At 64.3% G+C, this 26,791-nt stretch carries 26 protein-coding genes; 6 read left to right on the forward strand and 20 right to left on the reverse strand.

Annotated elements, in window-relative coordinates; genetic code table 11:
* Positions 1–8 precede the first annotated feature (8 nt).
* From paaG to RM190_RS09595, 4 genes are all read left to right on the forward strand, one after another.
* Positions 9–797, forward strand: a complete 789-nt coding sequence (gene paaG, locus RM190_RS09580; protein WP_311759202.1) for a 2-(1,2-epoxy-1,2-dihydrophenyl)acetyl-CoA isomerase PaaG — start codon at positions 9–11, stop codon at positions 795–797.
* 14 nt (positions 798–811) lie between these two features.
* Positions 812–1,243, forward strand: coding sequence for a hydroxyphenylacetyl-CoA thioesterase PaaI (paaI, locus tag RM190_RS09585; RefSeq protein ID WP_311759290.1), 432 nt, complete (start codon positions 812–814; stop codon positions 1,241–1,243).
* A 30-nt stretch (positions 1,244–1,273) separates the two neighbouring features.
* Entirely contained in the window at positions 1,274–2,584 is a 1,311-nt protein-coding gene (gene paaK, locus RM190_RS09590) for a phenylacetate--CoA ligase PaaK (RefSeq protein WP_311759203.1), read from the forward strand.
* A 114-nt stretch (positions 2,585–2,698) separates the two neighbouring features.
* Positions 2,699–3,298 (forward strand): TetR/AcrR family transcriptional regulator, encoded by a 600-nt coding sequence (locus RM190_RS09595; protein ID WP_311759204.1) that lies wholly within the window; start codon positions 2,699–2,701, stop codon positions 3,296–3,298.
* A 282-nt stretch (positions 3,299–3,580) separates the two neighbouring features.
* Here the strand turns inward: RM190_RS09595 and paaZ are convergent, their stop codons facing one another.
* The 15 genes from paaZ to osmF all read right to left on the reverse strand — a co-directional run bounded on the left by paaZ (position 3,581) and on the right by osmF (position 18,154).
* Complete coding sequence (gene paaZ / locus RM190_RS09600) at positions 3,581–5,644, reverse strand: phenylacetic acid degradation bifunctional protein PaaZ (protein ID WP_311759205.1); 2,064 nt, start codon at positions 5,642–5,644, stop codon at positions 3,581–3,583.
* Between the two features lie 45 nt (positions 5,645–5,689).
* The gene (locus tag RM190_RS09605) at positions 5,690–6,442 is read right to left on the reverse strand and encodes a Phenylacetic acid catabolic protein (protein WP_311759206.1); all 753 of its coding nucleotides are present in this window, start codon (positions 6,440–6,442) and stop codon (positions 5,690–5,692) included.
* A gap of 19 nt (positions 6,443–6,461) precedes the next feature.
* Positions 6,462–7,538, reverse strand: coding sequence for a 1,2-phenylacetyl-CoA epoxidase subunit PaaE (paaE, locus tag RM190_RS09610; protein ID WP_311759207.1), 1,077 nt, complete (start codon positions 7,536–7,538; stop codon positions 6,462–6,464).
* Positions 7,539–7,572: 34 nt separating this feature from the next.
* The gene (gene paaD / locus RM190_RS09615; RefSeq protein ID WP_311759208.1) at positions 7,573–8,097 is read right to left on the reverse strand and encodes a 1,2-phenylacetyl-CoA epoxidase subunit PaaD; all 525 of its coding nucleotides are present in this window, start codon (positions 8,095–8,097) and stop codon (positions 7,573–7,575) included.
* A gap of 4 nt (positions 8,098–8,101) precedes the next feature.
* Positions 8,102–8,878, reverse strand: a complete 777-nt coding sequence (gene paaC / locus RM190_RS09620) for a 1,2-phenylacetyl-CoA epoxidase subunit PaaC (protein ID WP_311759209.1) — start codon at positions 8,876–8,878, stop codon at positions 8,102–8,104.
* Positions 8,878–9,165, reverse strand: coding sequence for a 1,2-phenylacetyl-CoA epoxidase subunit PaaB (gene paaB, locus RM190_RS09625; protein WP_311759210.1), 288 nt, complete (start codon positions 9,163–9,165; stop codon positions 8,878–8,880). Before paaB ends, paaC begins: the two co-directional genes overlap by 1 nt.
* A gap of 39 nt (positions 9,166–9,204) precedes the next feature.
* A complete protein-coding gene (locus RM190_RS09630; RefSeq protein ID WP_311759211.1) occupies positions 9,205–10,653 on the reverse strand; it encodes an amidase family protein in 1,449 nt (482 codons plus the stop codon).
* Positions 10,650–11,636: a 1,2-phenylacetyl-CoA epoxidase subunit PaaA gene (paaA, locus tag RM190_RS09635; RefSeq protein WP_311759212.1), complete on the reverse strand. Its 987-nt coding sequence runs from the start codon at positions 11,634–11,636 to the stop codon at positions 10,650–10,652. The genes RM190_RS09630 and paaA overlap by 4 nt, the downstream gene beginning before the upstream one ends.
* 14 nt (positions 11,637–11,650) lie before the next feature.
* Positions 11,651–12,856, reverse strand: coding sequence for a 3-oxoadipyl-CoA thiolase (gene pcaF, locus RM190_RS09640; RefSeq protein ID WP_311759213.1), 1,206 nt, complete (start codon positions 12,854–12,856; stop codon positions 11,651–11,653).
* A 153-nt stretch (positions 12,857–13,009) separates the two neighbouring features.
* Positions 13,010–13,843 carry a PaaX family transcriptional regulator gene (locus RM190_RS09645; RefSeq protein ID WP_311759214.1) on the reverse strand — a complete coding sequence of 278 codons (834 nt, stop codon included), beginning with the start codon at positions 13,841–13,843 and terminating at the stop codon, positions 13,010–13,012.
* 100 nt (positions 13,844–13,943) lie between these two features.
* Positions 13,944–14,408: a PPC domain-containing DNA-binding protein gene (locus RM190_RS09650; protein WP_311759215.1), complete on the reverse strand. Its 465-nt coding sequence runs from the start codon at positions 14,406–14,408 to the stop codon at positions 13,944–13,946.
* 19 nt (positions 14,409–14,427) lie between these two features.
* Positions 14,428–15,171 carry an ABC transporter permease gene (locus RM190_RS09655; protein ID WP_311759216.1) on the reverse strand — a complete coding sequence of 248 codons (744 nt, stop codon included), beginning with the start codon at positions 15,169–15,171 and terminating at the stop codon, positions 14,428–14,430.
* Entirely contained in the window at positions 15,168–16,097 is a 930-nt protein-coding gene (locus tag RM190_RS09660) for an ABC transporter ATP-binding protein (RefSeq protein WP_311759217.1), read from the reverse strand. Before RM190_RS09660 ends, RM190_RS09655 begins: the two co-directional genes overlap by 4 nt.
* Positions 16,094–17,233, reverse strand: coding sequence for an ABC transporter permease (locus tag RM190_RS09665; RefSeq protein WP_311759218.1), 1,140 nt, complete (start codon positions 17,231–17,233; stop codon positions 16,094–16,096). The genes RM190_RS09660 and RM190_RS09665 overlap by 4 nt, the downstream gene beginning before the upstream one ends.
* Before the next feature lie 6 nt (positions 17,234–17,239).
* Positions 17,240–18,154, reverse strand: coding sequence for a glycine betaine ABC transporter substrate-binding protein OsmF (osmF, locus tag RM190_RS09670; RefSeq protein WP_311759219.1), 915 nt, complete (start codon positions 18,152–18,154; stop codon positions 17,240–17,242).
* 218 nt (positions 18,155–18,372) lie between these two features.
* Between osmF and RM190_RS09675 the strand changes: the two genes are divergently transcribed.
* Complete coding sequence (locus RM190_RS09675; protein ID WP_311759220.1) at positions 18,373–20,427, forward strand: NAD(+) synthase; 2,055 nt, start codon at positions 18,373–18,375, stop codon at positions 20,425–20,427.
* 10 nt (positions 20,428–20,437) lie between these two features.
* Here the strand turns inward: RM190_RS09675 and RM190_RS09680 are convergent, their stop codons facing one another.
* On the reverse strand, positions 20,438–20,926 hold the full coding sequence (locus RM190_RS09680) for an Lrp/AsnC family transcriptional regulator (RefSeq protein WP_311759291.1): 489 nt from the start codon (positions 20,924–20,926) through the stop codon (positions 20,438–20,440).
* 127 nt (positions 20,927–21,053) lie between these two features.
* On the opposite strand from RM190_RS09680, the gene hppD reads away from it, so the two are divergent.
* Entirely contained in the window at positions 21,054–22,160 is a 1,107-nt protein-coding gene (gene hppD / locus RM190_RS09685) for a 4-hydroxyphenylpyruvate dioxygenase (RefSeq protein WP_311759221.1), read from the forward strand.
* 55 nt (positions 22,161–22,215) lie between these two features.
* On the opposite strand, the gene RM190_RS09690 is transcribed toward hppD, so the two are convergent.
* Genes RM190_RS09690 through RM190_RS09705 form a run of 4 tightly spaced genes read right to left on the reverse strand, consistent with a single transcriptional unit; the run spans position 22,216 to position 26,786 of the window.
* Positions 22,216–23,127: an ABC transporter permease gene (locus RM190_RS09690; protein ID WP_311759222.1), complete on the reverse strand. Its 912-nt coding sequence runs from the start codon at positions 23,125–23,127 to the stop codon at positions 22,216–22,218.
* Positions 23,124–24,194, reverse strand: coding sequence for an ABC transporter permease (locus RM190_RS09695; protein ID WP_311759223.1), 1,071 nt, complete (start codon positions 24,192–24,194; stop codon positions 23,124–23,126). The genes RM190_RS09690 and RM190_RS09695 overlap by 4 nt, the downstream gene beginning before the upstream one ends.
* Positions 24,184–25,692, reverse strand: coding sequence for an ABC transporter ATP-binding protein (locus RM190_RS09700; RefSeq protein WP_311759224.1), 1,509 nt, complete (start codon positions 25,690–25,692; stop codon positions 24,184–24,186). The genes RM190_RS09695 and RM190_RS09700 overlap by 11 nt, the downstream gene beginning before the upstream one ends.
* Positions 25,692–26,786, reverse strand: coding sequence for a BMP family ABC transporter substrate-binding protein (locus RM190_RS09705; protein WP_311759225.1), 1,095 nt, complete (start codon positions 26,784–26,786; stop codon positions 25,692–25,694). Before RM190_RS09705 ends, RM190_RS09700 begins: the two co-directional genes overlap by 1 nt.
* Positions 26,787–26,791: the final 5 nt, after the last annotated feature.

Consider the following 26,791-nt stretch of genomic DNA (forward strand, 5'->3'; position numbering starts at 1 on the left):
TTTCAGACATGACAGAAACGGTTCTGGTCACGCTGGTCGATGGCGTCCTGACGCTGACGCTCAACCGCCCGGAAAAGCTCAATTCCTTCAACGAGGAAATGCATCTGGCCCTGCGCGCGCAGATCGAACGCGCCCATGCCGACCCTGCTGTCCGCGCGGTCCTGCTGACGGGCGCGGGGCGTGGCTTCTGTGCCGGTCAGGATCTGGGGGACCGCGATCCGCGCAAGGGCGGTCCTGCCCCGGATCTGGGTCACACGGTGGAAACCTTCTACAACCCGACGCTGCGGCTGCTGCGCAATCTTGAAAAGCCGGTCATCTGCGCGGTCAACGGCGTGGCGGCGGGCGCAGGCGCGAATATCGCCTTTGCCTGCGACATCGTGCTGGCGGCCCGATCGGCAAAATTCATACAGGCATTCTCGAAAATCGGGCTGGTTCCCGACGCGGGTGGAAGCTGGAGCCTGGCCCGCATCCTAGGCGAGCCGCGCGCCAAGGCGCTGGCCCTGACCGCCGAGCCGCTCAGCGCCGAGCGGGCCGCAGATTGGGGCCTGATCTGGAAGGCGCTCGATGACGAGACCCTGATGACCGAGGCGGCAGCACTGGCAGCCTCGCTTGCCGCGGGGCCGACGCTGGGTCTGGGGCTGACCAAGCGACTGATCCAGTCTGCCGCGACCAACAGCCTGGACGAACAGCTTGATCTGGAACGCGATTGCCAGCGTCAGGCCGGCCGCAGCAGCGACTATGCCGAAGGCGTCACCGCCTTTCTTGAAAAGCGCAAGCCGGAGTTCAAAGGTCAATGAAAGCCCTTGCCCAGATGACCCCGCAAGAGGTGGCCGAGGCATCGGCCAAGGCCATGTGGAACGACGACTCGGCCAGCCAGCGACTGGAGATGAGCCTGGATCACATCGCGCCGGGCGAGGCGGACCTGACCATGACGATCACCGCTGACATGTCGAACGGGCACGGGAACTGCCACGGCGGCTATATGTTCACGCTGGCCGACAGCGCATTTGCATTTGCCTGCAACAGCTACAACCAGCTGGTCGTGGCGCAGCACTGCGCGATCACCTATCTTCAACCCGGCCGGATCGGAGACCGGCTGACGGCCCAGGCCCGCGAAGTCTCGCGCCGGGGTCGTTCGGGGATCTACGACATTCGCATCACCAACCAGCACGGCGAGCATGTGGCCGAATTCCGCGGCCATTCGCGCACCGTCAAGGGCACCCACCTGCCGGTCGAAGACTGACCGGAACCGCATTTTGCAAGGGAGGAAACCATGCAAGACCTGTCCCCGATGACCGAAGGTCTCGAACCCGTCGAGACCGCCTCGCGCGATGAGATCAGCGCGCTGCAACTCCAGCGCATGCAATGGTCGCTGAAGCACGCCTATGAGAACTCGCCCTTCTACCGCAGGCGTTTCGACGAGATGGGCGCCCATCCAGACGATCTGAAATCGCTGGCCGACATCGCAAAGTTTCCCTTCACCGTGAAGCAGGATCTGCGCGATACCTATCCCTTCGGCATGTTTGCCACGCCGCGCGAACAGCTGGTGCGCATCCACGGCTCGTCAGGCACCACGGGCAAACCGACCGTCGTGGGCTATACGCAGCGAGATATCGACACCTGGGCGACGCTGATCGCCCGTTCGATCCGTGCGGCGGGTGGGCGTCCGGGCGACATGTTGCACAACTCGTATGGCTACGGCCTGTTCACCGGCGGTCTGGGTGCCCATTACGGCGCCGAAAAGCTTGGCTGCACCGTGGTCCCGATGTCAGGCGGCATGACCGAGCGCCAGGTGACGCTGATCAACGACTTCAAGCCGCGCATCATCATGGTGACGCCCAGCTACATGCTGTCGATCCTTGACGAGTTCCGCCGCCAGGGTCTCGACCCGCGCGAAAGCTCGCTGGAAATCGGTATCTTCGGGGCCGAGCCCTGGACCAACTCGATGCGTCAGGAAATCGAAGAGGCCTTCAATATGCATGCCGTGGACATCTACGGCCTGTCGGAAATCATGGGCCCCGGCGTCGCGCAGGAATGCGTCGAGACCAAGGACGGGCTGCATGTCTGGGAAGACCATTTCTATCCCGAAATCATCGACCCGGTCACCGGCGAGGTTCTGCCCGACGGCGAGTTGGGTGAGCTGGTCTTCACCACGCTGACCAAGGAAGGTCTGCCGATGGTGCGTTATCGCACCCGCGACCTGACCCGCCTGCTGCCCGGCACCGCACGCTCGATGCGCCGGATCGAAAAGATCACCGGACGCAGCGACGACATGATCATCCTGCGGGGCGTCAACGTCTTCCCGACCCAGATCGAAGAGCAGATCCTGAAATGCGACGGGCTGGCCCCGCATTTCCAGATCGAGTTGAACCGCGACGGCCGCATGGACAACATGACCGTCCACGTCGAATGCACCCCCGAGATGCGCGACGAATCCGCACGCGCAAAATCGGCCAAGGAACTGTCGCATCATATCAAAAGCGTGGTCGGAGTTTCCACCCGGATCAATGTCACCGATCCGAACGGCATCGCCCGCTCGGAAGGCAAGGCGAAGCGGGTGGTGGACAACCGCCCCAAGGAATGACGAAAGCCCCGCGCCGGGGACATGACAATCGGCGCGGGGAACGCTAAGCCGACGGGAGGAAAGGCTTTACCGTCGGATTTCGGAAACGTCTTTGAAGAAGACGAAAGGTATTTCATGGCTCGGACACGAGCAGTTGATTTCGATGAAAAGCGGCGCGGGATTCTGGACAGCGCCGCTGCGGTCTTTGCCGAACAGGGCATGGAAAAGGCCTCGATGGCGCAGATCGCGGCCCATGGCCAAGTCTCCAAGGCACTGCTTTACCATTATTATCCCAGCAAGGGCGAGTTGATCTTCGCGATCATCATCACCCATCTGGAAGAACTGATCGAGGCGATCGAAAGCGCCGATGACCCGACGCTGGAATCTCAGGCCCGCCTGCGAAAACTGGTCGGGACGGTGCTGGAAAGCTATCGCGGTGCGGACAATCAACACAAGGTTCAGCTGAACGCGACCTCGGCCCTGACCGATGAACAGAAGGCCGAGATCCTCGCCATCGAAAAGCGTATCGTGCGCCATTTCGCGCAACTTCTGCGCGAGATCAATCCGGGCCTCGATACGCCCGAACGCCCGCTTCTGACCCCCGTCACCATGTCGCTTTTCGGCATGATGAACTGGGTCTACATGTGGTTCCGGGACGGCGGCCGTATCTCGCGCGAGGATTATGCCGACGTAGCAACGACCCTGATCCTGGAAGGGATCAAGGCGGTTCGGTGAAGCTGGGGGTGTGGAAAGAAGTTGGGGCGCGAAGCGTTCGCTGTCGCACTCACCTATCTCGATCTGTCCTGCATCCTTGCGCCTTCCGAGGTAGTCGGCCCCAATCAGATCATGGGCCGAAACGCCTTGGATTTCGGTTTGGCCAGCTTTTCCTGAACTGAGTTCACCGACAAGCGCAAGACGGCTGATGCAAGTTCAGCACATCGCGAACCCGCGATCACGCTGCCCATCAGATATTCTCGCCAGCACAAAGGCGGTGCCAAGGCACCGCCCCCTTTGGCGTCACTCCGCAGCCTGCACGGCCGCGGGCCAGGTCTTGGCGACCATGGTCAGCACGTCATATTGCGCGACGACCTCGGATTTCTGGTTCGTGACCTGGCAATCCCAGCGCACCTCGCCGTGGTCGGCATTGGCGCGCGGGTTGATCTCTTTGCAGGTCAGGCGGACCTGCAGCGTATCGCCGAAATAGACCGGGGCCAGAAAGCGCATGTTGTCGACGCCGTAATTCGCCAGCACCGGCCCGGGATTGGGCTCGACGAACAGGCCGGCAGCAAATGACGCGATCAGATAGCCGTGGGCAACGCGGTCGTCGAAGAACGGGTTCGCCTTGGCCGCGACCTCGTCCATATGGGCATAGAAGGTATCGCCGGTGAAATGGGCGAAATGTTCGACATCCTCGCGCGTGATGGTGCGGGTCGCGGTGACCAACTGGTCGCCGATGCGCAGTTCGGCCAGCGACTTGCGGAACGGATGGACACCCTGGTTCGCGGGTGCGCCCTCGATCCAGCGGCCGATGACCGCGGACAGCAGGCGCGGCGTGCCCTGAACGGCGGTGCGCTGCATGTAGTGCTTGACGCCGCGGATGCCGCCCATCTCCTCGCCACCACCGGCACGCCCCGGCCCGCCATGCACCAGCGGCGCCAGCGGAGAGCCGTGCCCGGTCGAGGTCCGGGCAGAGGCACGGTTGCCGATCAGCACCCGCCCATGGAAAGGCGCGACCCCGAGCACCACGTCCTCTGCAACCTTCGGATCGTCGGTGAAGACGGACGACACCAGCGACCCCTTGCCCATCTGCGCAAGGGTGATGGCCTGATCCAGATCATCATAGGGCATCACGGTCGAAACGGGGCCGAAAGCCTCGACATCGTGGATGGCCGTCGCGGCAAGGGGGCGATCGGCATAAAGCAGGACCGGATTCAGGAAGGCCCCGCGCGTCGCATCGCCCGAGGTCAGGCGGACATCATCGGGATTGCCGGCGACAATCTCGGCATCGGCCTGCAGGTCGCGGATACGGTCGCGGACTTCGTCGCGCTGATCGAAGCTGGCAAGCGGGCCCATGCGCGTGCCCTCCTCCCCCGGCATGCCGACCGGTGTCTTTTCCAGCCGTTCACGCAGCGCGGCGACCAGCGCCTGCACCTGTTCGCGCGGTGCGATGACGCGGCGGATGGCCGTGCATTTTTGCCCAGCCTTCGCCGTCATCTCGCGCGCGACTTCCTTGACGAACAGATCGAATTCGGGCGTTCCCGAAACGGCATCGGGGCCGAGGATCGCAGCGTTGAGGCTGTCGGCCTCCATCGTGAAGCGCACGGAATTGGCGACAACCGCCGGATGCGATTTCAGCTTGCGCCCGGTCCAGGCAGAGCCGGTGAACGTCACCGCATCCTGTCCTGTCACATGATCCAGCAGATCGCCCACCGAGCCGCAGATCAGTTGAAGCGCGCCTTCTGGCAGAATGTCGGTCTCGATGATGCGACGCACCATGAGTTCGGTCAGATAAGCCGTCTGCGAGGCGGGCTTCACCACGCAGGGAACGCCCGCAAGCAGTGTCGGCGCGATCTTCTCAAGCATCCCCCAGATGGGAAAGTTGAACGCGTTGATATGGACCGCGACGCCTTGCAGCGGCGTCAGGATATGCTGGGCGCTGAAGCTTGCATCCTTGGACAGCGGCTCGACATCGCCGTCGGTCAGGACGCGCGTATTCGGCAACTCGCGCCGCCCTTTCGAGGCAAAGGTCAGCATCGTGCCGATCCCGCCTTCGATATCGACCCAGCCATCGCTGCGCGTTGCCCCGGTCTTCAGGCTTTCGGCATAGAATTCCTCTTTCATGCCCATCAGCGCCAGACCCAGGGCCTTCAGCATGGCGGCGCGGTCGTGGAAGGACATGGCACGAAGCTTCGGCCCGGCCACATCACGGCCATGGGCCAGCGTCGCCGCAAAGTCGATGCCCGTCGAGTCGATCAGTGCAATCGCGTCCCCGGTCGAGGCGTCAAGAAGGCTCTGGCCCTCTTTCGCCCCTTGGGTCCAGCGGCCGCAGACATAGCTTTCAAGCCGGCGCGGAGTGGTCATGGGTCTGGTCCTTGATCAGTTCAGGTGCGGGGGCTGTTGCCCCTGTCAAAGGTCGAATGCGGCCAGCGTGTCGTCGGCCAGCGCCTGCCAGCGGGCAAGCAGCGTCTCGTTCGGGATATGGCGCAGGCCGAATTTCGCGAGCGTCTGGAAACGGTCGGAATTCGCCGCTCCAAAACCCTCGGCCACGCGACCCCGCCAATAGGCGACCGAAGCGCGGGCGGCCTCGCGCCCCTCCTCGGTCGCAGCGATACGTTCCAGCCCCTCCAGGCCCAGTTCGGCATGGTGTGCCTCGCGCGGCTCAATCTCGCGGAGGACATCGGCCAGCGGGCCATAGGAGACGCGGGTCAGTTCGGTCATCTGGACGCCGGTCGCAAGCCCCTGCAGGATGTTCATCACCACCGCATCGACCCAATCCGTGACGGGATAGTGAAAGACCGACAGGCGCATGTCGCCCGGTCGCCGGGCCGCACCCAGATCCGCATTGCGCTCGACCCGCGCCGCCCAGTCATGACTTGCCTGGTAGCGCTCGGTATCGGTTCCGAAATCGCCCATGACCGCCAGAACGCGACCCGCATGATCGGCCTTTTCCAGCGTGATAAGGCTGGCAGCAATGCGTTCCTTGATGCCGGGCGCGAAATTGATCGCGTCGGCAAATCCGGCCGAGGCTGCAAGCTCGCTGTCGACGAAGCTCGACATCAGCCGCAGCAATTCGCCGCGATAGCGCGCGGGCACGTTTTCCGGCGCGGTCAGCACCCCACCCTGCGCCAGATAGTCTTCGATATTCATGGTCTCGGACATGGCTCCCCCCTTGTCCCGGTCATTCGTCATAGGTCACGACGACCCGTTCGCTGAGAGGATAGGACTGGCAGCTCAGGACATAGCCCGCGCGCACCTCGTAATCCTCCAGCGCGTGGTTCACGGCCATCTCGACCTCGCCCTCGATTACCTTGCAGCGGCAGGTCGAGCAGACACCCGCCTTGCAGGAATAGGGTGCGTCCATCTTGTTGGCGATGGCGGCCTCCAGGATGGTCTCGCCTTGGCGCGCCATGGTGAAGCTGCGCGTCGCGCCGTCCAGCGTAACCGTGGCCTCGGTCCCGGCGCCCGGCGCGATGGCATCGCGCGACACGGCACGGGCCTTGGCCTTGCCCGGCTGGCTGCTGGCGAACAGCTCGAACTTGATCTGCGCATCCGTCAGCCCGTGTTCCTTCAGCGAGGCAGCAATCGCCAGCATCATCGGCTCGGGACCACAGATGAAGGCGGTGTCGATGGCCTCGGCATCCAGCCAGTGCTGGAACAGCGCGGTCATCTTGTCCGCATCGATCCGGCCGGTGAACAGGTCAATCTCCTGACCTTCCTGCTCAAGGACGTGGATGACCGAGAAGCGGCCCAGATATTGGTTCTTCAGGTCGTCCAGTTCCTCGCGGAACATGATCGTGTTGATCTGGCGGTTCGCATAGACCAGCGTGAACCGCGATTTCGGCTCGCGCGCCAGCACCGTCTTGATGATCGACAGGACCGGCGTGATGCCCGAGCCCCCGGCAAAACCCAGATATTGCTTGGCCGAGGCTTCTTCGATCGGCGTGAAGAAGCGCCCCATCGGGGGCATCGCCTCGATCTCGTCGCCCGGGGCAAGGTTTTCATTCGCCCATGTCGAGAAGGCACCGCCATCGACGCGCTTGATGCCGACCTTCAGGCAGCCCTCGTCAAGGCCCGCGCAGATCGAATAGCTGCGGCGCAGTTCCTCGCCGTCGAAATCGCGGCGGAAGGTCAGGTATTGGCCTTGGGTAAAGTCGAACATCGCGCGATCCTCGTCGCGCGGGGCGAGGGTCAGCACCACGGCATCGCGGGTCTCGCGGCGCACATCGGTGACCTTCAGCGTATGGAAGCGTGCCATTTGGGTGTCCTTCCTGAAGAAGCGGGATGCATCCTTAGATGCATTTGAAATAGTCGAAGGGTTCCAGACAGTCGGTGCAGCGATAGCTTGCCTTGCAAGGCGTCGAGCCGAACTGGCTGAGTTTTTCGGTCTTGGTCGAGCCGCAGCGCGGGCAGGCGATGGTCAGGTTCGATGACCCCGCCAGCCGCGCGATCCGCCCGGCCAAGCGCCCGTCTGCGGCAGTGCCGTCGATCGGGGGCGCGATGCCATAGGCGCGCAGCTTGTCGCGGCCTTCCTCGGTGATCCAATCCGTCGTCCAGGGCGGAGAAATCTGCCGCTCCAGCCGCAGCTTGTCGATGCCATGGCCGCGGAGCGCCGTCTCGATATCAAGGTTGATGATCGAGGTCGCCGGGCAGCCCGAATAGGTCGGCGTGACGGTGACGACCAGCGTGTCATCAGCCCAAGCAACATCGCGGATGATGCCCAGATCGGTCAGGCTGACGACCGGGATCTCGGGGTCCGGGACCTGCGAGAGCCAGTCCCAGATCTGATCCGTGCCGGGGTGCTGCGCGGGGGTCATGGCGTTACCAGCTTGCGCCCGGATAGGCGCGCTGCAGGAACTGCATCTCGGCCAGAAGGAAGCCCAGATGTTCCGAATGGATACCCTGCTTGCCGCCCTTGTGCTGCCAGGTTTGGCCCGGATTCTCCAGCGTCGCCTCGGCCAGAACGGCGTTCACCGTCGCCTCCCAAGCCGCTTTCAGAGTCGAGGGCAGCGGCGCAATGCCCGCCTTGGCCACGGCCTGATCGGTCGCGTCGTCAAGGAACATCTCGCCGGTATAGGCCCAAAGCGATTTCAGCGCCTTGTCCATGCGCGCATGGCTTTCCGGGCTGCCGTCACCCAGACGGATCACCAGATCGGCCGAGCGTTCGAGGTGATAGGCGACCTCTTTCTCGGCCTTGGCAGCAATTTCGGCGACGCGCGGGTCGGTCGAGGTCGCAAGTGCACGCAGCAGTTCGATATGCCAGGCGTCGAACAGGAACTGGCGCATCAACGTCTGGGCGAAATCGCCATTCGGGCGTTCGACCAGCAGCAGGTTGCGGAAACCACCCGCGTCACGCAGGAAGGCCAGCTGATCGGCACTGCGACCCTTGCCTTCGACCTCGGCGGCTAGACCCAGCCAAAGCTGGCACTGGCCGATCAGGTCAAGTGCGGTGTTCGCGAGCGCAATGTCTTCCTCAAGCGCCGGCGCATGGCCGCACCATTCGGAAACCCGGTGGCCAAGAATCAAGGAATTGTCCCCAACCCTTTGCAGCCACTCGGCAAATATGGTCCCGTCGACCGCTTGCAGCGTACTGGTCATCACATATGCCCCACTTCGTCGGGGATGTCGAAGAAAGTCGGGTGGCGATAGACCTTGGAATTCGACGGCTCGAACAACGGCCCTTTTTCCGAAGGCGACGAAGCCGTGATGTCGTTCGAGCGCACGACCCAGATCGAGACACCCTCGTTGCGCCGCGTATAGACGTCACGGGCGTTGCGGATTGCCATTTCGGCGTCGGGCGCATGCAGGCTGCCGACATGGCGGTGGTTCAGGCCATGCTGACCACGGATGAAGATTTCCCACAGGGGCCATTCATTCTTGGACATGGTTGGGTCCTCCCTCGAGTGCCGATAAGGCGGGTTCATTCATTTGCTGACGGGCAATGACGTGCGCCCGAGCAGGGATTCAATTGCCATCCCGATCGCGATCAGCTTGCGATCGGAACCGGCAGGGCCGTCGAGTTCGATGCCGACCGGCAGGCCGGTGACGGGGCCAAGACCCGCAGCCACGGAAAGGCCGGGGATGCCCGCACTCGAGCTGGGATCGGCATTGCGGATGAAGCTGCCAAAGACCTCGGGCGCGCTGGCCTCGGGACCTTGCTTGGCGGCAACCTGCGGGGTGGTCGGGAAGATCACCGCCGCAACGCCGCTTTCCGCGAAAACCTTACGATAAGCGTCGATCAGCGCCGGGCGCGCGACCTCGATCGCGTGGCGATAGATCGGCGCGGTCTCGACCAATTTGCCATCCGGCGTCGGCATCTTACCGGGCAGGACGAAGGCCTCATAGGTCGCCCGCACATCGGGGCTGGCCATGGCGGCGACAACATCCTCGATGGTCTTGGCGGGCACATGGGTGGCCAGATAGTCGCGCAGGTGGTCCCCCGCCTCGCCGAAGCAGAGCGGGAAGCTGACCTGATGGTTCAGCTCAAAGATCTGAGCGACATCCAGCGTCTCGAATTCGACGCCTGCAGCTTCCAGCTGGGCTTTCACGCCGTCCCAAACAGCCTGAACATCCGCATCGAGTCCTGCAAGGAACTCGGCCCCAAGGCCAAGTTTCAGCCCCGACAGCGAAGCGGGGATGATTTCCGCGTCGCCAGTGATCACACGGTCCAGCAGTTCGATGTCAGTGACGGTCGCCGCAATCGCGCCAGCGGTGTCGCGGGTACGTGAGATCGGGATCAGCCCCTGCCCCGGATAGCGACCGATGGTCGGGCGCAGGCCCGAGATGCCGTTGATCGCTGCCGGAAGGCGAACCGAGCCGCCCGTATCCGTACCGAGCCCCGCCGTGACAGCACCCGAGCCGACCAGAGCGCCGGTCCCGCTGGACGAACCAGCCGCGAAGCGGGTCAGGTCATAGGGGTTCCGCACACCCATATCCGCGCCGGTCTGGTAGGTCGGGTTATAGCCCGAGATGCCAAAAGCCAGTTCGTGCATGTTCGTCGTCGCGACGACGATGGCACCAGCCTCGATGAGTTTCGCCAGCACCGGGGCATCAGCCGTGGCAATCGCGTCCTGCAAGCCGGGTGTGGCAGCCGCCGCAGGAAGTCCCGCGACCTGAATATTGTCCTTGACCACGATCGGCAGCCCGGCCAGCGGGCCGTTGATATCGCCCGCATCGACGGCGCCGGCCGCTTGCAGAGCCGCCGCGGCATTCGAATGCGCGACGGCGTTCAGGCCGGACCATGCCGCGATCTCGGCCAGCGCGGCCTCGACCGCCGCGACTGCGGAAGTCTCACCCGCGCGGATCGCAGCAAGGCATTCGGTCGCCGAGCGTCGTTCACCAGACTTCCTGACGGATGCGCCGTCCATGGTCATTCCGCCGCGTGGGGACGCGCGGACGCCTTGTCGGCATGGGCCATCAGCCCGTCGCGGAACCATGCACCGTCATCCCAGGCCTTGACGCGGGCGCCAAGGCGCTCTTCGTTGCAGGGGCCATTGCCGGCGATCACGGCAAAGAACTCGTTCCAGTCCGGCTCGCTGAAATCGTGGCCGCCCTTTTCCTCGTTCCATTTCAGGTTCTCGTCGGGCACGGTCAGACCCAGGTATTTCGCCTGAGGCACGGTCTGGTCGACGAATTTCTGGCGCAGTTCGTCGTTGGTGTTGATCTTGATCTTCCAGGCCATCGACTGCGCCGAATGGACCGAGTCCTTGTCCGAGGGTCCGAACATCATCAGCGAGGGATACCAGAAGCGGTTCAGCGCATCCTGAGCCATCGCCTTCTGCTCGGGCGTGCCCGAGGCCATCCTCATCATGATGTCGTAGCCCTGCCGCTGGTGGAAGCTCTCCTCCTTGCAGATACGGACCATCGCTCGGGCGTAGGGACCGTACGAGGTTCGCTGCAGCGGCACCTGGTTCATGATCGCCGCGCCATCGACCAGCCAGCCGACCGCGCCGATATCGGCCCAGGTCAGCGTCGGATAGTTGAAGATCGAGGAATACTTCATCTTGCCGCTGTGAAGCTGCTCAAGCAACTCGTCGCGGCTGATGCCCAGCGTTTCGGCGGCGGAATAAAGGTAAAGGCCGTGGCCCGCCTCGTCCTGCACCTTGGCCAGCAGGATCGCCTTGCGCTCCAGCGTGGGGGCGCGGGTGATCCAGTTGCCCTCGGGAAGCTGGCCCACGATCTCGCTGTGCGCGTGCTGGCCCATCTGGCGGATCAGGGTCTTGCGATAGCCCTCCGGCATCCATTCCTTGGGCTCGATCCGCTCGCCGCGGTCGATTCGCTCCTGGAAGGCGATTTCTTCGGGCGTCATCTCGTCGCGGGTCTTGGACCCTTCGGATTTCACAAGCTGTGCATACATGGCTGGCCCTCCTGTCAGACGCGTTCGATGATCATTGCAATGCCCTGCCCCACGCCAATGCACATGGTGCAAAGGGCATAGCGCCCTCCGGTCCGGTGAAGCTGATACATCGCGGTGGTCACAAGCCGGGCGCCCGACATGCCCAGCGGATGGCCAAGCGCAATGGCCCCTCCGTTCGGGTTAACATGGGGTGCGTCATCCGGCAGTCCAAGATCGCGCAGCGTGGCAAGTGCCTGGCTGGCGAAAGCCTCGTTCAGCTCGATCACGTCCATCTGGTCGATGGTCAGACCGGCGCGTGCCAGAACCTTGCGGGCGGCGGGCGCGGGCCCGATGCCCATGATGCGGGGTTCGACCCCGGCGGCGGCCATGGCGACGATGCGGGCCTTGGGGGTCAGACCCTGTTTCTGGGCAGCAGCACCCGATAGGATTGCCAGCGCAGCAGCGCCGTCGTTCACGCCCGAGGCATTGCCCGCGGTAACGGTCAGGTCCGGGCCGTTCACGCCCTTGAGCTTGGCCAGTTGTTCGGCGGTGGTGCCGGGGCGCGGATGCTCGTCAGCCGCGACGATGATCGCATCGCCCTTTTTCTGTGGAAGCGTCACTGGGACGATCTCTTTGGCAAAGATCCCGGCCTGCTGCGCGGCGGCCCAGCGGGCTTGGCTGCGGGCGGCAAAGGCGTCCTGATCCTCGCGCGAGATGCCGAAATCGGCGGCCACGTTGTCGGCGGTCTGAGGCATCGTATCAACGCCGAATTGCCTTTTCATCGCGGGGTTGATGAAGCGCCAGCCGATGGTGGTGTCATAGACCGCGTTGTTGCGCGAAAAGGCGCTTTCCGCCTTGGGCATGACAAAGGGCGCGCGCGACATCGACTCGACGCCGCCGGCCAGAACGAAATCGCAATCCCCTGCCCGGATGGCGCGGGCGGCCATGCCAACCGCATCCATGCCCGACCCGCACAGCCGGTTGATCGTGGTGCCCGGAACCCCGATGGGCATGCCCGCAAGCAGAACGGCCATGCGGCCGACATTGCGGTTATCCTCGCCGGCTTGGTTGGCGCAGCCAAAGATCAGATCGTCGACAGCGGACCAATCGACACCGGGATTGCGCTCGATCAGCGCCTTCAAGGGCAGAGCCGCCAGATCGTCCGCCCGAACCGTGGCCAGCGCCCCGCCGTAGCGCCCAATGGGCGTCCGCACCGCGTCGCAGATGAAGGCTTCCTGCATGTCCACTCCCTGATCCTGTCGGCGAAGGATCCCCCAATTCACCGACCGCTTGGTCAGCTTATACGCTGTGATACGTCACATTAAAATATAAATTTCTCCAATCGTGTGATGTTTTAACCGAACCCCACAGTGCCTTGATCCATCTTTGTTTTTTCAGTTCAGGCTTGAAAGCCGGGCAGCGCTGAGTGGTGTGCTGGCCGGCAACGCGCCGTCGATTCCTTCGAATCGGGCAGCGATATGACGCTCTGCCCCTGGCGTCAGCCGGGTGTAAAGCGTGCGGAACAGGTCGCGGGCGACATGACCCTGCCAATCAGCGGGAAGCACCTCGACCGGCAGGCGGGGGTCGCGCAGCAGGACGTTGCGATAGTCGTGAACCAAGAGCAGCCGTGCTGCCAGCGCGGCCGCATCAGACAGCGCGCCCCGGTCGGCCAGACGGTCAAGGGGTTCGAACCGGGCAAGCATGTTGCGATATCCCGCTTGCAAAGCTGACAAATCCCAGTAACTCGCCAGCGAAGAAGGGTCGCCGGGATCGGCGGCATGAAACAGCACCGCGCCCGACGGCGCGGGCTGCCCACGATCTGGACGGATAAAGACCTGACCGCCCATCCGTCCCATGCGCAGGTGCCGCGCCTCATCCTCGGCGAGGTCGGGGGCATGCAGGATCTGCCAGCCCCGGGGGGGAATATCGGGCGCATAAAGCAGCGCGGCCGCCTGGTCGAACTCTTTCTGCGCCGAGGCGTCCAGCCGATAATAGCTGCGCCGCCCGGCCCGCACGCCGGACAGACGCCTGGCAGCGACAAGCCGCGACACGGCAGTGCGGACAAGGGATTCGCTGATACCGACGCGCTTGCAGATCTCGATCAGCGTGCCGGTCCACAGCACCCCACCGCGCGGCACCACGACATCGCCATAGACCGTCACGATGAACGAGGCCGAGCGCAGGGCAAGCCCGTCAAGCATTCCGGCAATCAGTTGGTCATCCGCCATCGCGCCCTCATCCGTCTGCCTGTTGGGCCCGGTCGCGGCCCGCGCGGGCCTGCTTACGATGCGCGCCGGGTTTGCGCCATAGCGCGCAGGGACCGTCCTGTCATCCCTGCCCCAAGGCCGGATCCGCGCCCGAGGTCAGCAGGGCAAGCCCGGTCGCGGGATCAAGGGTCTTGCGCAGGTGCCGCGGGGATTCCGTCAGGATGACCTCCAAGGTCGGGCGAACATGGCCCCGTTGCAGATGACCCGCCAACGCAGCGCCTCCGCGACGACCCAGCACCGCATGCATGTGCACGACCGCCTGTCCCGTGGGGTCCAGTGCAATGTCACCGGTCAGCGACGCCACCTCGACCTGCTCATCAATATCGATGGGCAGATAGGTCTTGGTTTGCCAGTCGAAATAGGCAAGGGTCGCGCGGCTGAACGCGCCGATCGCGGTAAAACCCGCCGCCGTGATCCCCTGCGCGCGCGCAAAATCTTGCAGGCAGGTCATGGCCTCGTCCCCAGTCTGCAGGATGACCGCGTGCGATTTCTGCCCGTCCGCGTCGTGAAGAAGTCTGGTTTCCATCGGATGTCCTTTCCTTGCCTCAGTCCGCCACCACATGTCCCGCCCGCGCCGCAGAGATCCGCTCCAGCCCTTGGAAGCCGGCGTGGATCAACACCGCGATGACGCCGACGATCATGCCGCCCTGCACGACAAAGGCGGTGTTCGACGACAGAAGTCCCGCGATGATGACTTCTCCCAAGGTCCGCGCCGCCACCGTTGAACCGATGGTGGCCGTGCCAAGCGAGATCACGGCATTCAGCCGCATCCCCGCCAGCAGCATCGGCAACGCCAGCGGCAGGTCGACCTGCCACAAGCGTTGGCGAGGGGTCAGGCCCATCGCGCGTGCGGCATCGGCCACCGCCGGGGGCTGAAGGGTCAGCCCTGCCAGCGCGTTTTCAAAGACCGGCAGCAGGCCATACAGGAACAATGCGACCAGCGTCGGCGCGGTTCCGAATCCCAGAACGGGCACCGCCAGCGCAAGCACCGCAACTGGGGGGAAAGTCTGCCCAACCGCGGTAACGGTCCGCGCCAGCGGCAGGAACTCGCGCCCGACGGGTCGCGTGACCAGCACAGCCAGCGCCACCGCCACCAGGGTCGAGGCCGCGACGGCCACCGCGACAACGCCGAGATGGGACAGGGTCAGCGCCAGCAGGCTGCTTTGGCCATAGATGGGCGGTGCGCCGTTCCGGGTCAGCGGGCGGAACAGCGGCGCGAATGCCTCGGGCATCATCAGAAACGCCGCCACAAAAACGACGGCAAGCACCAGGATCAGGCGACCGATCATTCCGGCGCCTGCTGCGCGGCGCTTGCCCGCAGCGCCGTAAGGGTGACAATCCCACCCCCTTGGATGGGCAACGCCTCGCGGCCGCTCCACAGGCATTCGGCCAAGGCATCGCGCAGGGTCGTCTCGGGGTGAATCGCTGGACCGGGAGCGCTGCCTTGCGTCGCGATCCCCGCAACCGTGGACAAGGAGAGCAGTCGGAAAGCGCGCTCGGCCGTGCCCAACATTCGCGCGACGAATGGCGAGGCGGGATGCCTCAGCACCATGCCGGGACGGTCGTGCTGCAGGATGCGGCCCCGATCCATAACCGCCATGCGATCACCCAGCCGCACGGCCTCTTCGATGTCATGGGTCACAAGAATGATCGTCGTCCCCAGTTGGCGCTGGATCTGGCGCAGGTCGGCCTGCGCCTGCGCGCGGATCATGGCGTCAAGTGCACCAAAGGGTTCATCCATCAGCAAAAGGTCCGGCCGTGCCGCCAGCGCCCGCGCCACTCCGACGCGCTGCGCCTGGCCGCCCGACAATTGATGCGGCATCCGGTCGCGAAAGGTCGCGGGATCAAGCTGGAACAGGGTCAGCAATTCGTCGATCCGGGCGTCGATGCGTGCCTTCGGCCAGCCCACCAGCCGGGGCACGGTCGCAATGTTGCGCGCCACCGTCCGATGCGGGAAAAGGCCGTCGCCCTGGATTGCATAGCCGATCCTGCGCCGCAGATCATGGACGGGCACGGTGCGCGTGTCGACGCCATCTATCAGGACCATGCCCGCATCCGGCTCAACCAGGCGGTTGATCATCCGCAGCAAGGTGGTCTTGCCCGATCCCGAGGTTCCGACAAGGGTCGCGATCTCTCCGCTCGGTACCGTCAGGCTGACATTGTCGACGACCGTGACGCCGTCATAGGTCCGGGTCAGGCCGCGAAGCTCGATCATGCGGTCTGTCCCCCGCCTTTACTCAGTTGGACCAGCAGGTCCATGACGATCCCCGCCAGCAGCGCCAGGGCGATGGTCGGCAGCGCACCCAACAGCACAAGGTCCATCGCGGTCTGGTTCAGCCCTTGAAAGACGAAGGTGCCGAATCCGCCGCCGCCGATCAGACCCGCAATGACCGCCAAGCCGATATTCTGGACCAGCACGATCCGAACCGCCGCCAGCAAAGCCGGTAGCGCCAGTGGCGCAAGCACCTGCAGCAGGATCTGATGCCGGGTCATGCCCAGACCTGCCGCAGCCTCGCGCGCAGGGGCGGGCACTCCGGCCAACCCGGCGACGGTGTTCGACACCACCGGCAGCAAGGAATACAGAAACAGCGCCAGCATGGCCGGAAAAATGCCGATCCCCGACACGCCCAGCCGCGCCGCACCCGGCAGGGTCGCAGCCACCCAGCCCAGAATCGGGATCATGATCCCGAACAGCGCAAGCGAAGGGATGGTCTGCAACACGTTCAGCACCGCCAGGACCGGGCCCCTCCAGCGGGGACGTTGAAAGATCGCCGCGCCCAGCGGCAAGCCGACCAACAGCGCAAGCGCCAGCGAACCGAAGGCCAGAAGCAGATGGGTCCGCGCCTCGTGCAGGAAAGGGTCACGGCGGACCGCATATTCCCGCATGACCGACACCCCGTCGAGCAGCCCGGATCCAAGCAAACCCGCCCCCAGCGCCACCGCCAGAGCAAGGATCAGCCAGCCCTGCGCCAGCGTGGGACGCAAGCGAGAGATCGCGTCGGCCAGCATCAGCCCGAAGGCCAGCAGCAAAAGCCAGAAGCCCGAGGCGGGCGCGACCCGCGCCAGCCTGTTGCCCGGCGGGGGCAGGTGATCCGCCGCCAGTCCAAGCGCCACCACCACCGCCAGCAGGCCAAGCGCTGCGGCAAGCAACCGCCACGCCGCCCGCCAGCGCCCAAAGCACCCCGCAAGCAGCATGATCGCCAGCGCACCGGTGAAGAACGCACCGTCGGGGAACGAGGAGAACAGGGGTATGCCCTGCCCGGCCACGATCCGGTTCGGCTTGAACTGGACCAGTGGCAGGATCAGCCCGAAAAGCCCGATGATGGCGAACAGGATGCCGGGGCGCGACATCGTGGCTTATTTCAGGAACCCGGCCTCGGTCATGAAATCCTTGGCGACATCGGCGGCCGGTTCGCCCCCGACCTGAATGCGGCCGTTCAGTGTCTGCAAGGTCTGAAGGGTCAGCGCCTGGAAGATCGGGGCCAGTACCTCCTTGATCTCGGGATGGGCGGCGAGCACCTTGGCGCGGATGATCGGCGCGGGCTCATAGACAGGCTGGACGGCCTTGTCATCCTCCATCACCAGAAGCCCCGCCTCGGCAATTGCGCCATCGGTGCCATAGACCATGGCCGCATTCACCCCCGAGGTCTGCTGCGCCGCCGCCGCAATGGTCGCCGCGGTGTCCCCGCCCGCCAGCTGCACCAACTGTTCAGGCTTCAGGGTAAAGCCATAGGTCGTTTGAAAGGCGGGCAGCGCCGCGGGCGATGTCACGAATTCGGTCGATGCCGCCAGCTTGATCTCGCCACCGCCCGCGATCCACTGACCCAGATCCGACATAGTGGTCAACCCGTTCGCGGTCGCCACATCCTGCCGCACCGCAATGGCCCAGGTGTTGTTCGCGGGCGCCGGCTCAAGCCAGACGATGTCGTTCTGCGCCTTGTCCAGCTCGGCCACGCGGGCATAACCCTTGGCCGCATCCTTCCAGACATCGCTGTCAGCCTCGTTGAAGAAGAAGGCACCGTTCGCGGTATATTCCGGATAGATGTCGATCTGCCCCGCGACGATGGCATCGCGCACGATCGGGGTGCCACCAAGCTGCAACCGGTCCTGGACAGGCAATCCGGCATCGCGCAGCGCCAGCAGGATCACGTTGCCCAACAGGCCACCCTCGGTATCGATCTTGGAGGAGACGACGATATCTTGCGCCGCAAGCGGCATCGCGGACAGGAAAAGCGAGGTTGAGGCAGCAATCAGGAAGTCGAGGCGCGGCATTTCGATCTCCGGTGATGGGAAGAGGGGCCAACCCTAGACGCCCGGATCGGGAATTGGTTCCATGAAACTATCATGCGAATGCAGGAACCCCCTTTGCGCTGCCACAGTTTGCATCAGCCCCTATCCGCCCGCGCATTGCTCATGCACCTTTCCCTGAATGCATGAATGCGCTGTTCTGGCGCTGCGCGCCCGAATGCAGCGGACCGAAAGGAAGATCGATGACCCCCGACGCCCCCGGCCAGTTTTTCGCCATGCACCGCCACGGCTTCGTCCGGGTCGCCACCAGCACACCCCGCGTCCGCCCGGCAGACGTGACCTTCAACTGCGACAGCATCCTGGCCGAGGCGCGGCGAGCCGACGAGGCGCGGGCCGACCTGCTGGTCTGTCCCGAGCTTTGCCTGTCTTCCTATGCCATTGACGATCTTCACCTGCAGGATGCCCTGCTGCAGGCGGTCGAGGACGCGGCCCAACGGATCATCGCGGAGAGCGCGGGCCTTGCCCCCGTGCTTCTGGTCGGCGCGCCTATCCGGGATGGCGACCGCCTGTACAATTGCGCGCTGGTCATTTCACGCGGTCATCTGCTGGGGGTCGTGCCAAAATCCTATCTGCCGAACTATCGAGAATTTTATGAGAAACGGTGGTTCTCGCATGGCCGGGGCGTGGTCGGCCAGCAAATCCGGGTGGCGGAGCAAAGCGCGCCCTTTGGAACCGACCTGATCTTTCAGGCAAGCGACCTGCCGGGCCTGAGCCTTCATGTCGAGATCTGCGAGGATTTGTGGACCCCTGCCCCGCCCTCGGGCGACGCGGCAATGGCTGGGGCGTTGATCCTTGCGAATCTTTCTGCCTCGAACATCGTCATCGGCAAATCCTCGGACCGTCACCTGCTGGCCCGGTCCCAGTCGATGCGGGCGATCGCGGCCTATGCCTATTCAGCGGCCGGACCGGGGGAAAGCACGACCGACCTGGCCTGGGATGGGCAGGGCTTCATCTATGAGATGGGCGACCTGATGGCAGAATCCGCGCGCTTTCCAACCGAGCCTCAACTTGCCGTCGCGGATGTGGATACGGGCCGGATCCAGTCCGAGCGCCGGCGCACCGGCAGCTTCGCCGATGCGGCTGGGTTCCGCGTGCCGTCCTTTCGCCGCGTCACCTTTGAGCATCGGCCGCATGGCGCGGATGCGGGGTTGATCCGTCCGCTTCGCCGATTTCCCTTTGTCCCGAACCGGCAAAGCCACCTGGACCAGGATTGCTACGAGGCCTTCAACATTCAGGTCGACGGTCTGCGCCGCCGGTTCGAGGCCACGGGCGGCAGCCATATGGTGATCGGGGTTTCGGGCGGGCTGGATTCGACACATGCCCTGATCGTCGCCGCGCGGACCTGCGACCGCCTGTCTTTGCCGCGTGACCGCATCCTGGCCTTCACCATGCCGGGCTTCGCGACCTCCGAGGGCACGCGCTCAAACGCTTGGCGACTGATGCGTGCAATGGGCGTGACCGCTGCCGAAATCGACATCCGTCCCGCCGCCCGCCAGATGCTGGCCGACATGGGCCACCCGTTCGCCAATGGCGAGCCTGTCTATGATGTCACTTTCGAAAATGTGCAGGCCGGGCTTCGGACCGATTACCTGTTCCGTCTGGCCAACCAGCGCAGCGGTTTCGTCATCGGCACCGGCGATCTGTCCGAACTGGCGCTGGGATGGTGCACCTATGGCGTCGGCGACCAGATGAGCCACTACGGAGTCAATGCCGGGGTTCCCAAGACGCTGATCCAGTACCTGATCCGCTGGTGCATCCAGACCGCGCAATTCGACGCACCCACGGCCGAGGTGCTTCAGTCGATCCTGGATACCGAAATCTCGCCCGAGCTGGTCCCCGCTGGCGAAGGTCAGGCAATGCAAAGCACCGAAGCCCGGATCGGCCCTTACGAGCTGAACGACTTCTTCCTGTATTACATCCTGCGACATGGCTTCGCGCCCTCGAAGGTTGCCTTCCTTGCCTGGCAGGCCTGGAACGATGCTGGCCGTGGCACCTGGCCCGAGGCGTTTCCCCCGCACAAGCGGCATGCCTATGACCTGGCGCAGATCACGCATTGGCTGGAACGCTTCCTGTTCCGCTATTTCCAGACCAGCCAGTTCAAGCGCTCGGCCTTGCCGAACGGGCCCAAGGTTTCCGCCGGCGGGTCGTTGAGCCCGCGGGGCGACTGGCGCGCGCCGTCCGACAGCGTGGCCGACGTGTGGCTGGACGAATTGCGCCGCAACGTGCCAAGGTCGTGAACTCCCGGGCTCAGGGCGGGGTCGCTGCACCAAGGGGCGTGACGCCCCGATCCTCCTTCAGCGTGCGCAGGACGATTTCCGATCGCACCTGCGACACCTGGGGATGGGGCAAAAGGTGACGGTGGACGAAATCGGCAAAGGCCTCGAGGTCGGGAACCCGCACGTCCAAGACGTAATCCGCATCGCCCGAAACCGAAAAGGCTGATCGGATCTGCGGGTGGCTGGCCACAAACCGGGCAAAGTCATCCTCTTTCCGCTGGCCGTGGCTGGACAGGTTGACCCGGATGATTGCGCGTAGCCCATAGCCCAGCTTCGCCGCATTCAGGCGGGCGGAATACCCCTCGATCACGCCAGCCTGTTCCAGGGCCGCCCGCCTGCGCGAGCATTGCGACGCCGACAGGTTCACCACCTCGGCCAGAGCGGCATTGGTCATCGCGCCGTCGCGGGTCAATGCCGCAAGAATGGCGATATCAAAGCGATCCAGTTCCACATCATGCACCAACAGCCGGATTTCCGCACAATCCGTGCATATTGAGAGCCATATCCGCGCGCTTTGCAAGCTGTGAGCGCGCCACAAATGAGACGCTGGAAAAGACCAAGAACCCAATCAAGGACAGGAGGAGATCATGGGTCCCTTTCCGCATGACGCCCCCAAGGCCACCATCAGCCAGGACAATCCCGCCGGCACGGACGGGTTCGAATTCGTCGAGTTCGCCCATCCCGACCCGGCCCGGCTGGACGTGATCTTTCGCCAGATGGGCTTTGTCCCCGTGGCGCGGCACAAGACCAAAGACATCACCCTGTATCGGCAGGGAGACATCAACTATCTGCTGAATGCCGATCCGCACAGCCATGCCGCCGATTTCGTCGGCAGGCACGGTCCCTGCGCCCCCGCGATGGCCTGGCGCGTCGTGGATGCCGCGGTCGCATTGAAACGCGCGCTGGAACTGGGCGCGCAGGAATATACCGGGCCGGGCAAGTCGATCGAGGCCCCGGCGGTGATCGGGATCGGTGGCTCGCTTCTGTATTTCATCGACCGCTATGCCGAGACGGGCAGTGCCTATACGGCGGATTACGACTGGCTGGACCAGCCCGATCCCAAGCCCGAAGGCTTCGGCTTCTATTATCTGGACCACCTGACCCATAACGTGATCCGCGGCAACATGGATACCTGGTACAAATTCTACCACGACACGTTCAACTTCCGCGAGATCAGGTATTTCGACATCAAGGGCAAGCAGACCGGGCTGGTCAGCCGTGCCCTGACCTCTCCCGACGGCAAGATCCGCATTCCGATCAACGAGTCGACCGATGACCACAGCCAGATCGAGGAATACCTGCGCCGCTACAAGGGCGAAGGCATCCAGCATATCGCCATCGCGACCGAAGACATCTATGCCGGCACCGACAAGATCAGCGAAGCCGGCATGAAGTTCATGCCCGGACCGCCCGACACCTATTACGAGATGTCGCATGCCCGCGTGAAAGGCCATGACGAACCCGTCGAGCACATGAAGCGGCACGGCATCCTGATCGACGGCGAAGGCGTCGTGGGGGGCGGCGAGACGCGGATCTTGCTTCAGATCTTCTCGAAAACGGTAATCGGCCCGATCTTCTTCGAGTTCATCCAGCGCAAGGGCGACGATGGCTTTGGCGAGGGCAACTTCCGCGCACTGTTCGAGTCGATCGAACAGGACCAGATCCGCCGCGGCGTGCTGAGCGCGGCAAGCTGAAACGCCGACCGCGTCATTGCAGGGACCTGCCTGCAATGACACGGTCGGGCGAAAGTCAGCGCTCGAACGGTTCGCCCAGCGAGGCGACCGAATTCAGCCGCATCCGGTTGCGGTTCGACGAGATCACGCCCAGCACCACGATGGTGACAAGATAGGGCAGGCTTGCCAGCAGTTGCGACGGCAATTGCCAACCGACCGCCTGTCCGGTCAGTTCGGCCAGCGACAGCGCCCCGAACAGGCAAGCGCCCAGGAAGACCCGTCCGGTCATCCAGGTCCCGAAGACCACCAGCGCAAGCGCGATCCAGCCTCGGCCCGCAATGATGCCATCGGCCCACATCGGGGTGTAGACGGTCGAGGCATAGGCCCCCGCGATTCCCGCCATTGCCCCGCCAAAGGCGATGGCCGCCAGGCGAAGCGCCAGAACGCGCGTGCCGATGGCATGGGCGGCATGGGGGTTTTCACCCACGGCGCGGATCAGCAACCCCAGCCTGGTCGCCCGGAACATCCACCAGATCGCAAATGTCGCGACCAGGGCCAGCCAGACGACGATATCCTGCGAGAAAATACCCCCGACCACGGGAATGTCGGACAGGCCCGGGATGGCAATCGGCTTCAGCCCCGTGATCGTCATGCTTTCATAGGGTTTTCCGACCAGCGCCGCGAGTCCGAGGCCCAGGATGCCGATGGCCAGCCCCGCAGCAACCTGGTTGGCCCGAAGCCACAGGACCAGCACGGCAAAGATCAGCGACAGCGCCGCGCCGCCGATGGCGCCGAGGATGAAGCCGGTCAGGTGCCCCGCGCCCATATGCACCGTGATGAAGGCAATCGCGGCACCAAGCGCCATCATGCCCTCGACCCCAAGGTTCAGAACGCCCGAGCGCTCGACGACCAGTTCGCCAAGCGCGGCCAGCAGGAACGGCGTCGCCGCCGCCAGCATCCCCGAGATGATGAATTCAAGGACGCTCATGCTTCTGCCGTCCTTGCAATGACCAGCCGATAACGGATGAAGGTCAGCCCACCCAAGTAAAAGACCAGCAGCAGCCCCTGGACGACGCGGACTGCCGCGACAGGCAGGCCCGCAGAAACCATCGCGCTGTCGCCGCCGATGAACAGCGCCGCCAGCAGGAAGGACGAAAAGATCATCCCGATCGGATGCAACCCGCCCAGATAGGCGGCGATGATCGCGGAATAGCCATAGCCGCCCGAGACCGAGCGTTGCAGCTGGCCGATGGGCCCGGCAACTTCGGCGGCCCCGGCCAGTCCGGCTGCGGCACCGCCGATCAGCAGCGAGATCCAGATCGCGCGGCTTTCGGAAAAGCCGGCATAGCCCGCCGCCCGAGGGGCAAGCCCCCCGACCAGCAGGCGATAGCCGCCAAAGCTGCGCTGCATGTAAAGCCAGGCCGCCAGACTCGCCGCCAATGCAAACAGCAGCGAGATGTTGACCCGCGTCCCCGGCAGCAGGGTCGGCAGCATCGCATCCCATTGGAACATGATGCTTTGCGGAAAGTTGAACCCGGCCGGATCCTTCCACGGCCCCAGCAGCATGTAGTTCAGAAGCTGGGCCGCAACCAGGCTCATCATCAGGGTCACAAGGATCTCGCTGGCATTCAGGCGGCTGCGCCAGAATGCCGGAACCACCGCCCAAAGCAGACCGCCAAGCGCGCCCAGCACCATCATCAGCGGCCAGACCCACCAGCCCGCCGCGGTCGGAAACGTGATCGGGATCGCCGAGGCGAAGATCGCGCCAAGGATCAGCTGGCCCTCGGCCCCGATGTTGAAGACCTTCGCGCGATAGCCGATGGCCAACCCCTGCGCGATCAGCAGCAAGGGGCCGGTCTTCAGCAGGATCTCGGAAAAGCTGCTCCAGTTCTGGAACGGCTCGATCAGCATGGCGTAAAGCGCCTTCAGTGGCGGCACGCCCAGAATGGCGAACAGCACCGCGCTGGTCAGGATGCTGAGAAGCAGCGCAAGAAGAGCCGCGATTACCGCCGCCCGGGCCGAGGCGCGTTCGCGCCGGATCAGGCTAAGCCGCATGGTTTGCCCCCCTTGCCCCGATCATCCATTCGCCGATTTCCTCGGCGCTGGTTTCGGGCAGTGGCAAGGACGGCGACAGATGGCCGTGATGCAGGACATGCAGTCGGTCGCAAATTTCGAACAGTTCTTCCAGCTCCTCGGAAATGACCAGTATCGCCTTGCCTGCATTGCGCATGGCGGCCAGGCGACGGCGGATCTGGGCGGCGGCGCCGATATCGACGCCCCAAGTCGGCTGGGCGACGAACAGCAGATCGGGCTCCAGCATGATCTCCCGACCCATGATGAACTTTTGCAGGTTGCCGCCGGAGAGCGACCCAGCCTCAGCCTCCGGGCCAGAGGCACGGACGTCGAAATCGGTCATGCAGCTCTTGGTGAAGGCCGCCTCGCGCCGGCGGTCGATCAGACCATGCCGGACCAAACCGCGCCGATGCGCGGTCAGCAGCGTATTGTCGGCCAGGGACATGTCGGGCACGGCACCCCGGCCCAGCCGATCCTCGGGGACAAAGGCGAAGCCCAGCTTGCGGCGGGCCGACGTGCCCATCCGCCCGACCGGTCGAGCCTTGATGCGGATGGCGTCGCCCAGGGGCAACCTGTCTTCACCCGAAATCAGGGCGGCAAGTTCGCGCTGGCCGTTCCCGGAAACCCCGGCAATACCCACAATTTCGCCCGCGCGGACCTGCAGGGACGGAACTGACAGCGTGACGCCAAAAGGATCCTCGGGAACACAGGTCAGGCCGGTGATCTCCAGCAGGGCGTTGCCCGGCGCAATGGGTTCGGCGGGCAACGGTTGAGGCATCGCGCGCCCGATCATCAGCGTCGCCAGCGCATGCGCGCTGTGATCCCGGGGATCGACCTCGCCAGTGACGCGGCCGCCGCGCAGGATGGTCGCCCGGTCACAAAGCGCACGGATTTCTTCCAGCTTGTGCGAGATGAACAGGATCGAAACCCCGCTATCGCGCAGGCGCCGCAGGGTCTGGAACAGGAGTTCGACATTCTGCGGGGCAAGGACCGAGGTCGGTTCGTCCAGGATCAGAAGCCGCGGCTCAAGCATCAGGCAGCGCAGGATCTCGACCCGCTGACGTTCGCCCACCGACAGGGAATGAACCAAAGCCGCAGGGTTGACCTCAAGCCCGTAACGCGCGCCAAGTTCGCGCACGCGCGCGGCGATCGCAGCCTTGCGGCCCGGCACGACCAGCGCGATGTTCTCGACCACGGTCAAGGTCTCGAACAGCGAGAAGTGCTGAAAGACCATGCCGATGCCCAAAGCCCGCGCCTCGGCAGCCGAGCCGGGGCGAACGGGCTGGCCATTCCACTCCATGCTGCCTTCGTCTGCTGTCTCGACGCCGTAGATCAGCTTCATGAGCGTCGATTTGCCGGCACCATTCTCGCCCAGGATGGCGTGGATCGAATTCGGCATGACGTCGAGGTCGATGGCCGCATTCGCGGCCACCTGACCATAGGTTTTCGACACACCCCTGAGGCGCAGAAGCGGCTGCATTACTTCGGCAGCGGCGTGACGACGCCTTCGACGTGATAGTCCATCGCCAGCACCTGCTCATCCGGCATGACGGCGCCGGCGGCGACCACTTCCTGACCGGCGGCATTCTTGATCGGACCGGTGAAGGGGTTGAAGGTGCCCGCAATCATCCCGGCCTCGGCCTCGTCGATCTTGGCCTTGGCGTCGGCGGGAACATCGGGGCTGAGATCCAGCAGCCGGACCACGCCGTCCTTCATGCCCAGCCAGTGGCCCGCACCCTTGAAGGTGCCGGACAGGTGCGCCTCGATCTCGGCCTTGAAATAGGGCGACCAGTCGGTATCTGCGACACCCAGGTATTTCGTCGCCGCATAGGCCTTCATCGACGAATTGAGGTTGCCGACATAGACGCCCGCCTCTTCACAGGCGGCCACCACCGAAGGCGTATCCTGCGCGTTCGAGAAGATGACATCCACGCCCTGCGCGATCAGGGCCTTGGCGGCCGATTGTTCCTTGGCCGGGTCGAACCACGAGTTCACCCAGACGACCGAAACCTCGACTTCGGGGTCGATGGCGCGTGCGCCCAGTGCGAAGGCGTTGATCGAGGTGATAAGTTCGGGAATGGCGAAGGCCGAGACCGAACCGATCTTCTTCGACTTGGTCAGCGCCGCCGCGGCCATGCCCAGCAGATAGGTGCCCTCGAAATTCTTCGCGGCGAAATTCGCAAGGTTCGGCGCGGTCTGATAGCCCGAGGCATGGATGACCGAGACGTCGGGAAAGCGGCGCGCCAGTTGCAGCGCGGCGTTCTGATAGCCAAAGGAACCCGCGATCAGGACCTTGTTGCCGTCCGACACCGTCTTTTGGAAAATCCGGTCGGCATCGGGACCGTCGCCGATGCTGTCCAGAACGGTGATGTTGATCGGGCTGCCCAGCTCGGCCTTGGCCTTCTCAAGCCCCGCAACCAGCGAATGGGTCCAACCCACGTCGCCCAGGGGCGAGGGCGCGACCAGCGTGACGCCCAGCGGGTCCGCCGCATGGGCCTTATGAGCAAGGCCAAGGCTCGCGGCACTGGCAAGCGCTGCACCGGTGGTCAGGAACTGACGGCGGGTTTGGGTCATTTCCG

Origin of the sequence: Paracoccus broussonetiae (genome assembly GCF_031854425.1) — a bacterium.
GTDB lineage: Bacteria > Pseudomonadota > Alphaproteobacteria > Rhodobacterales > Rhodobacteraceae > Paracoccus > Paracoccus broussonetiae.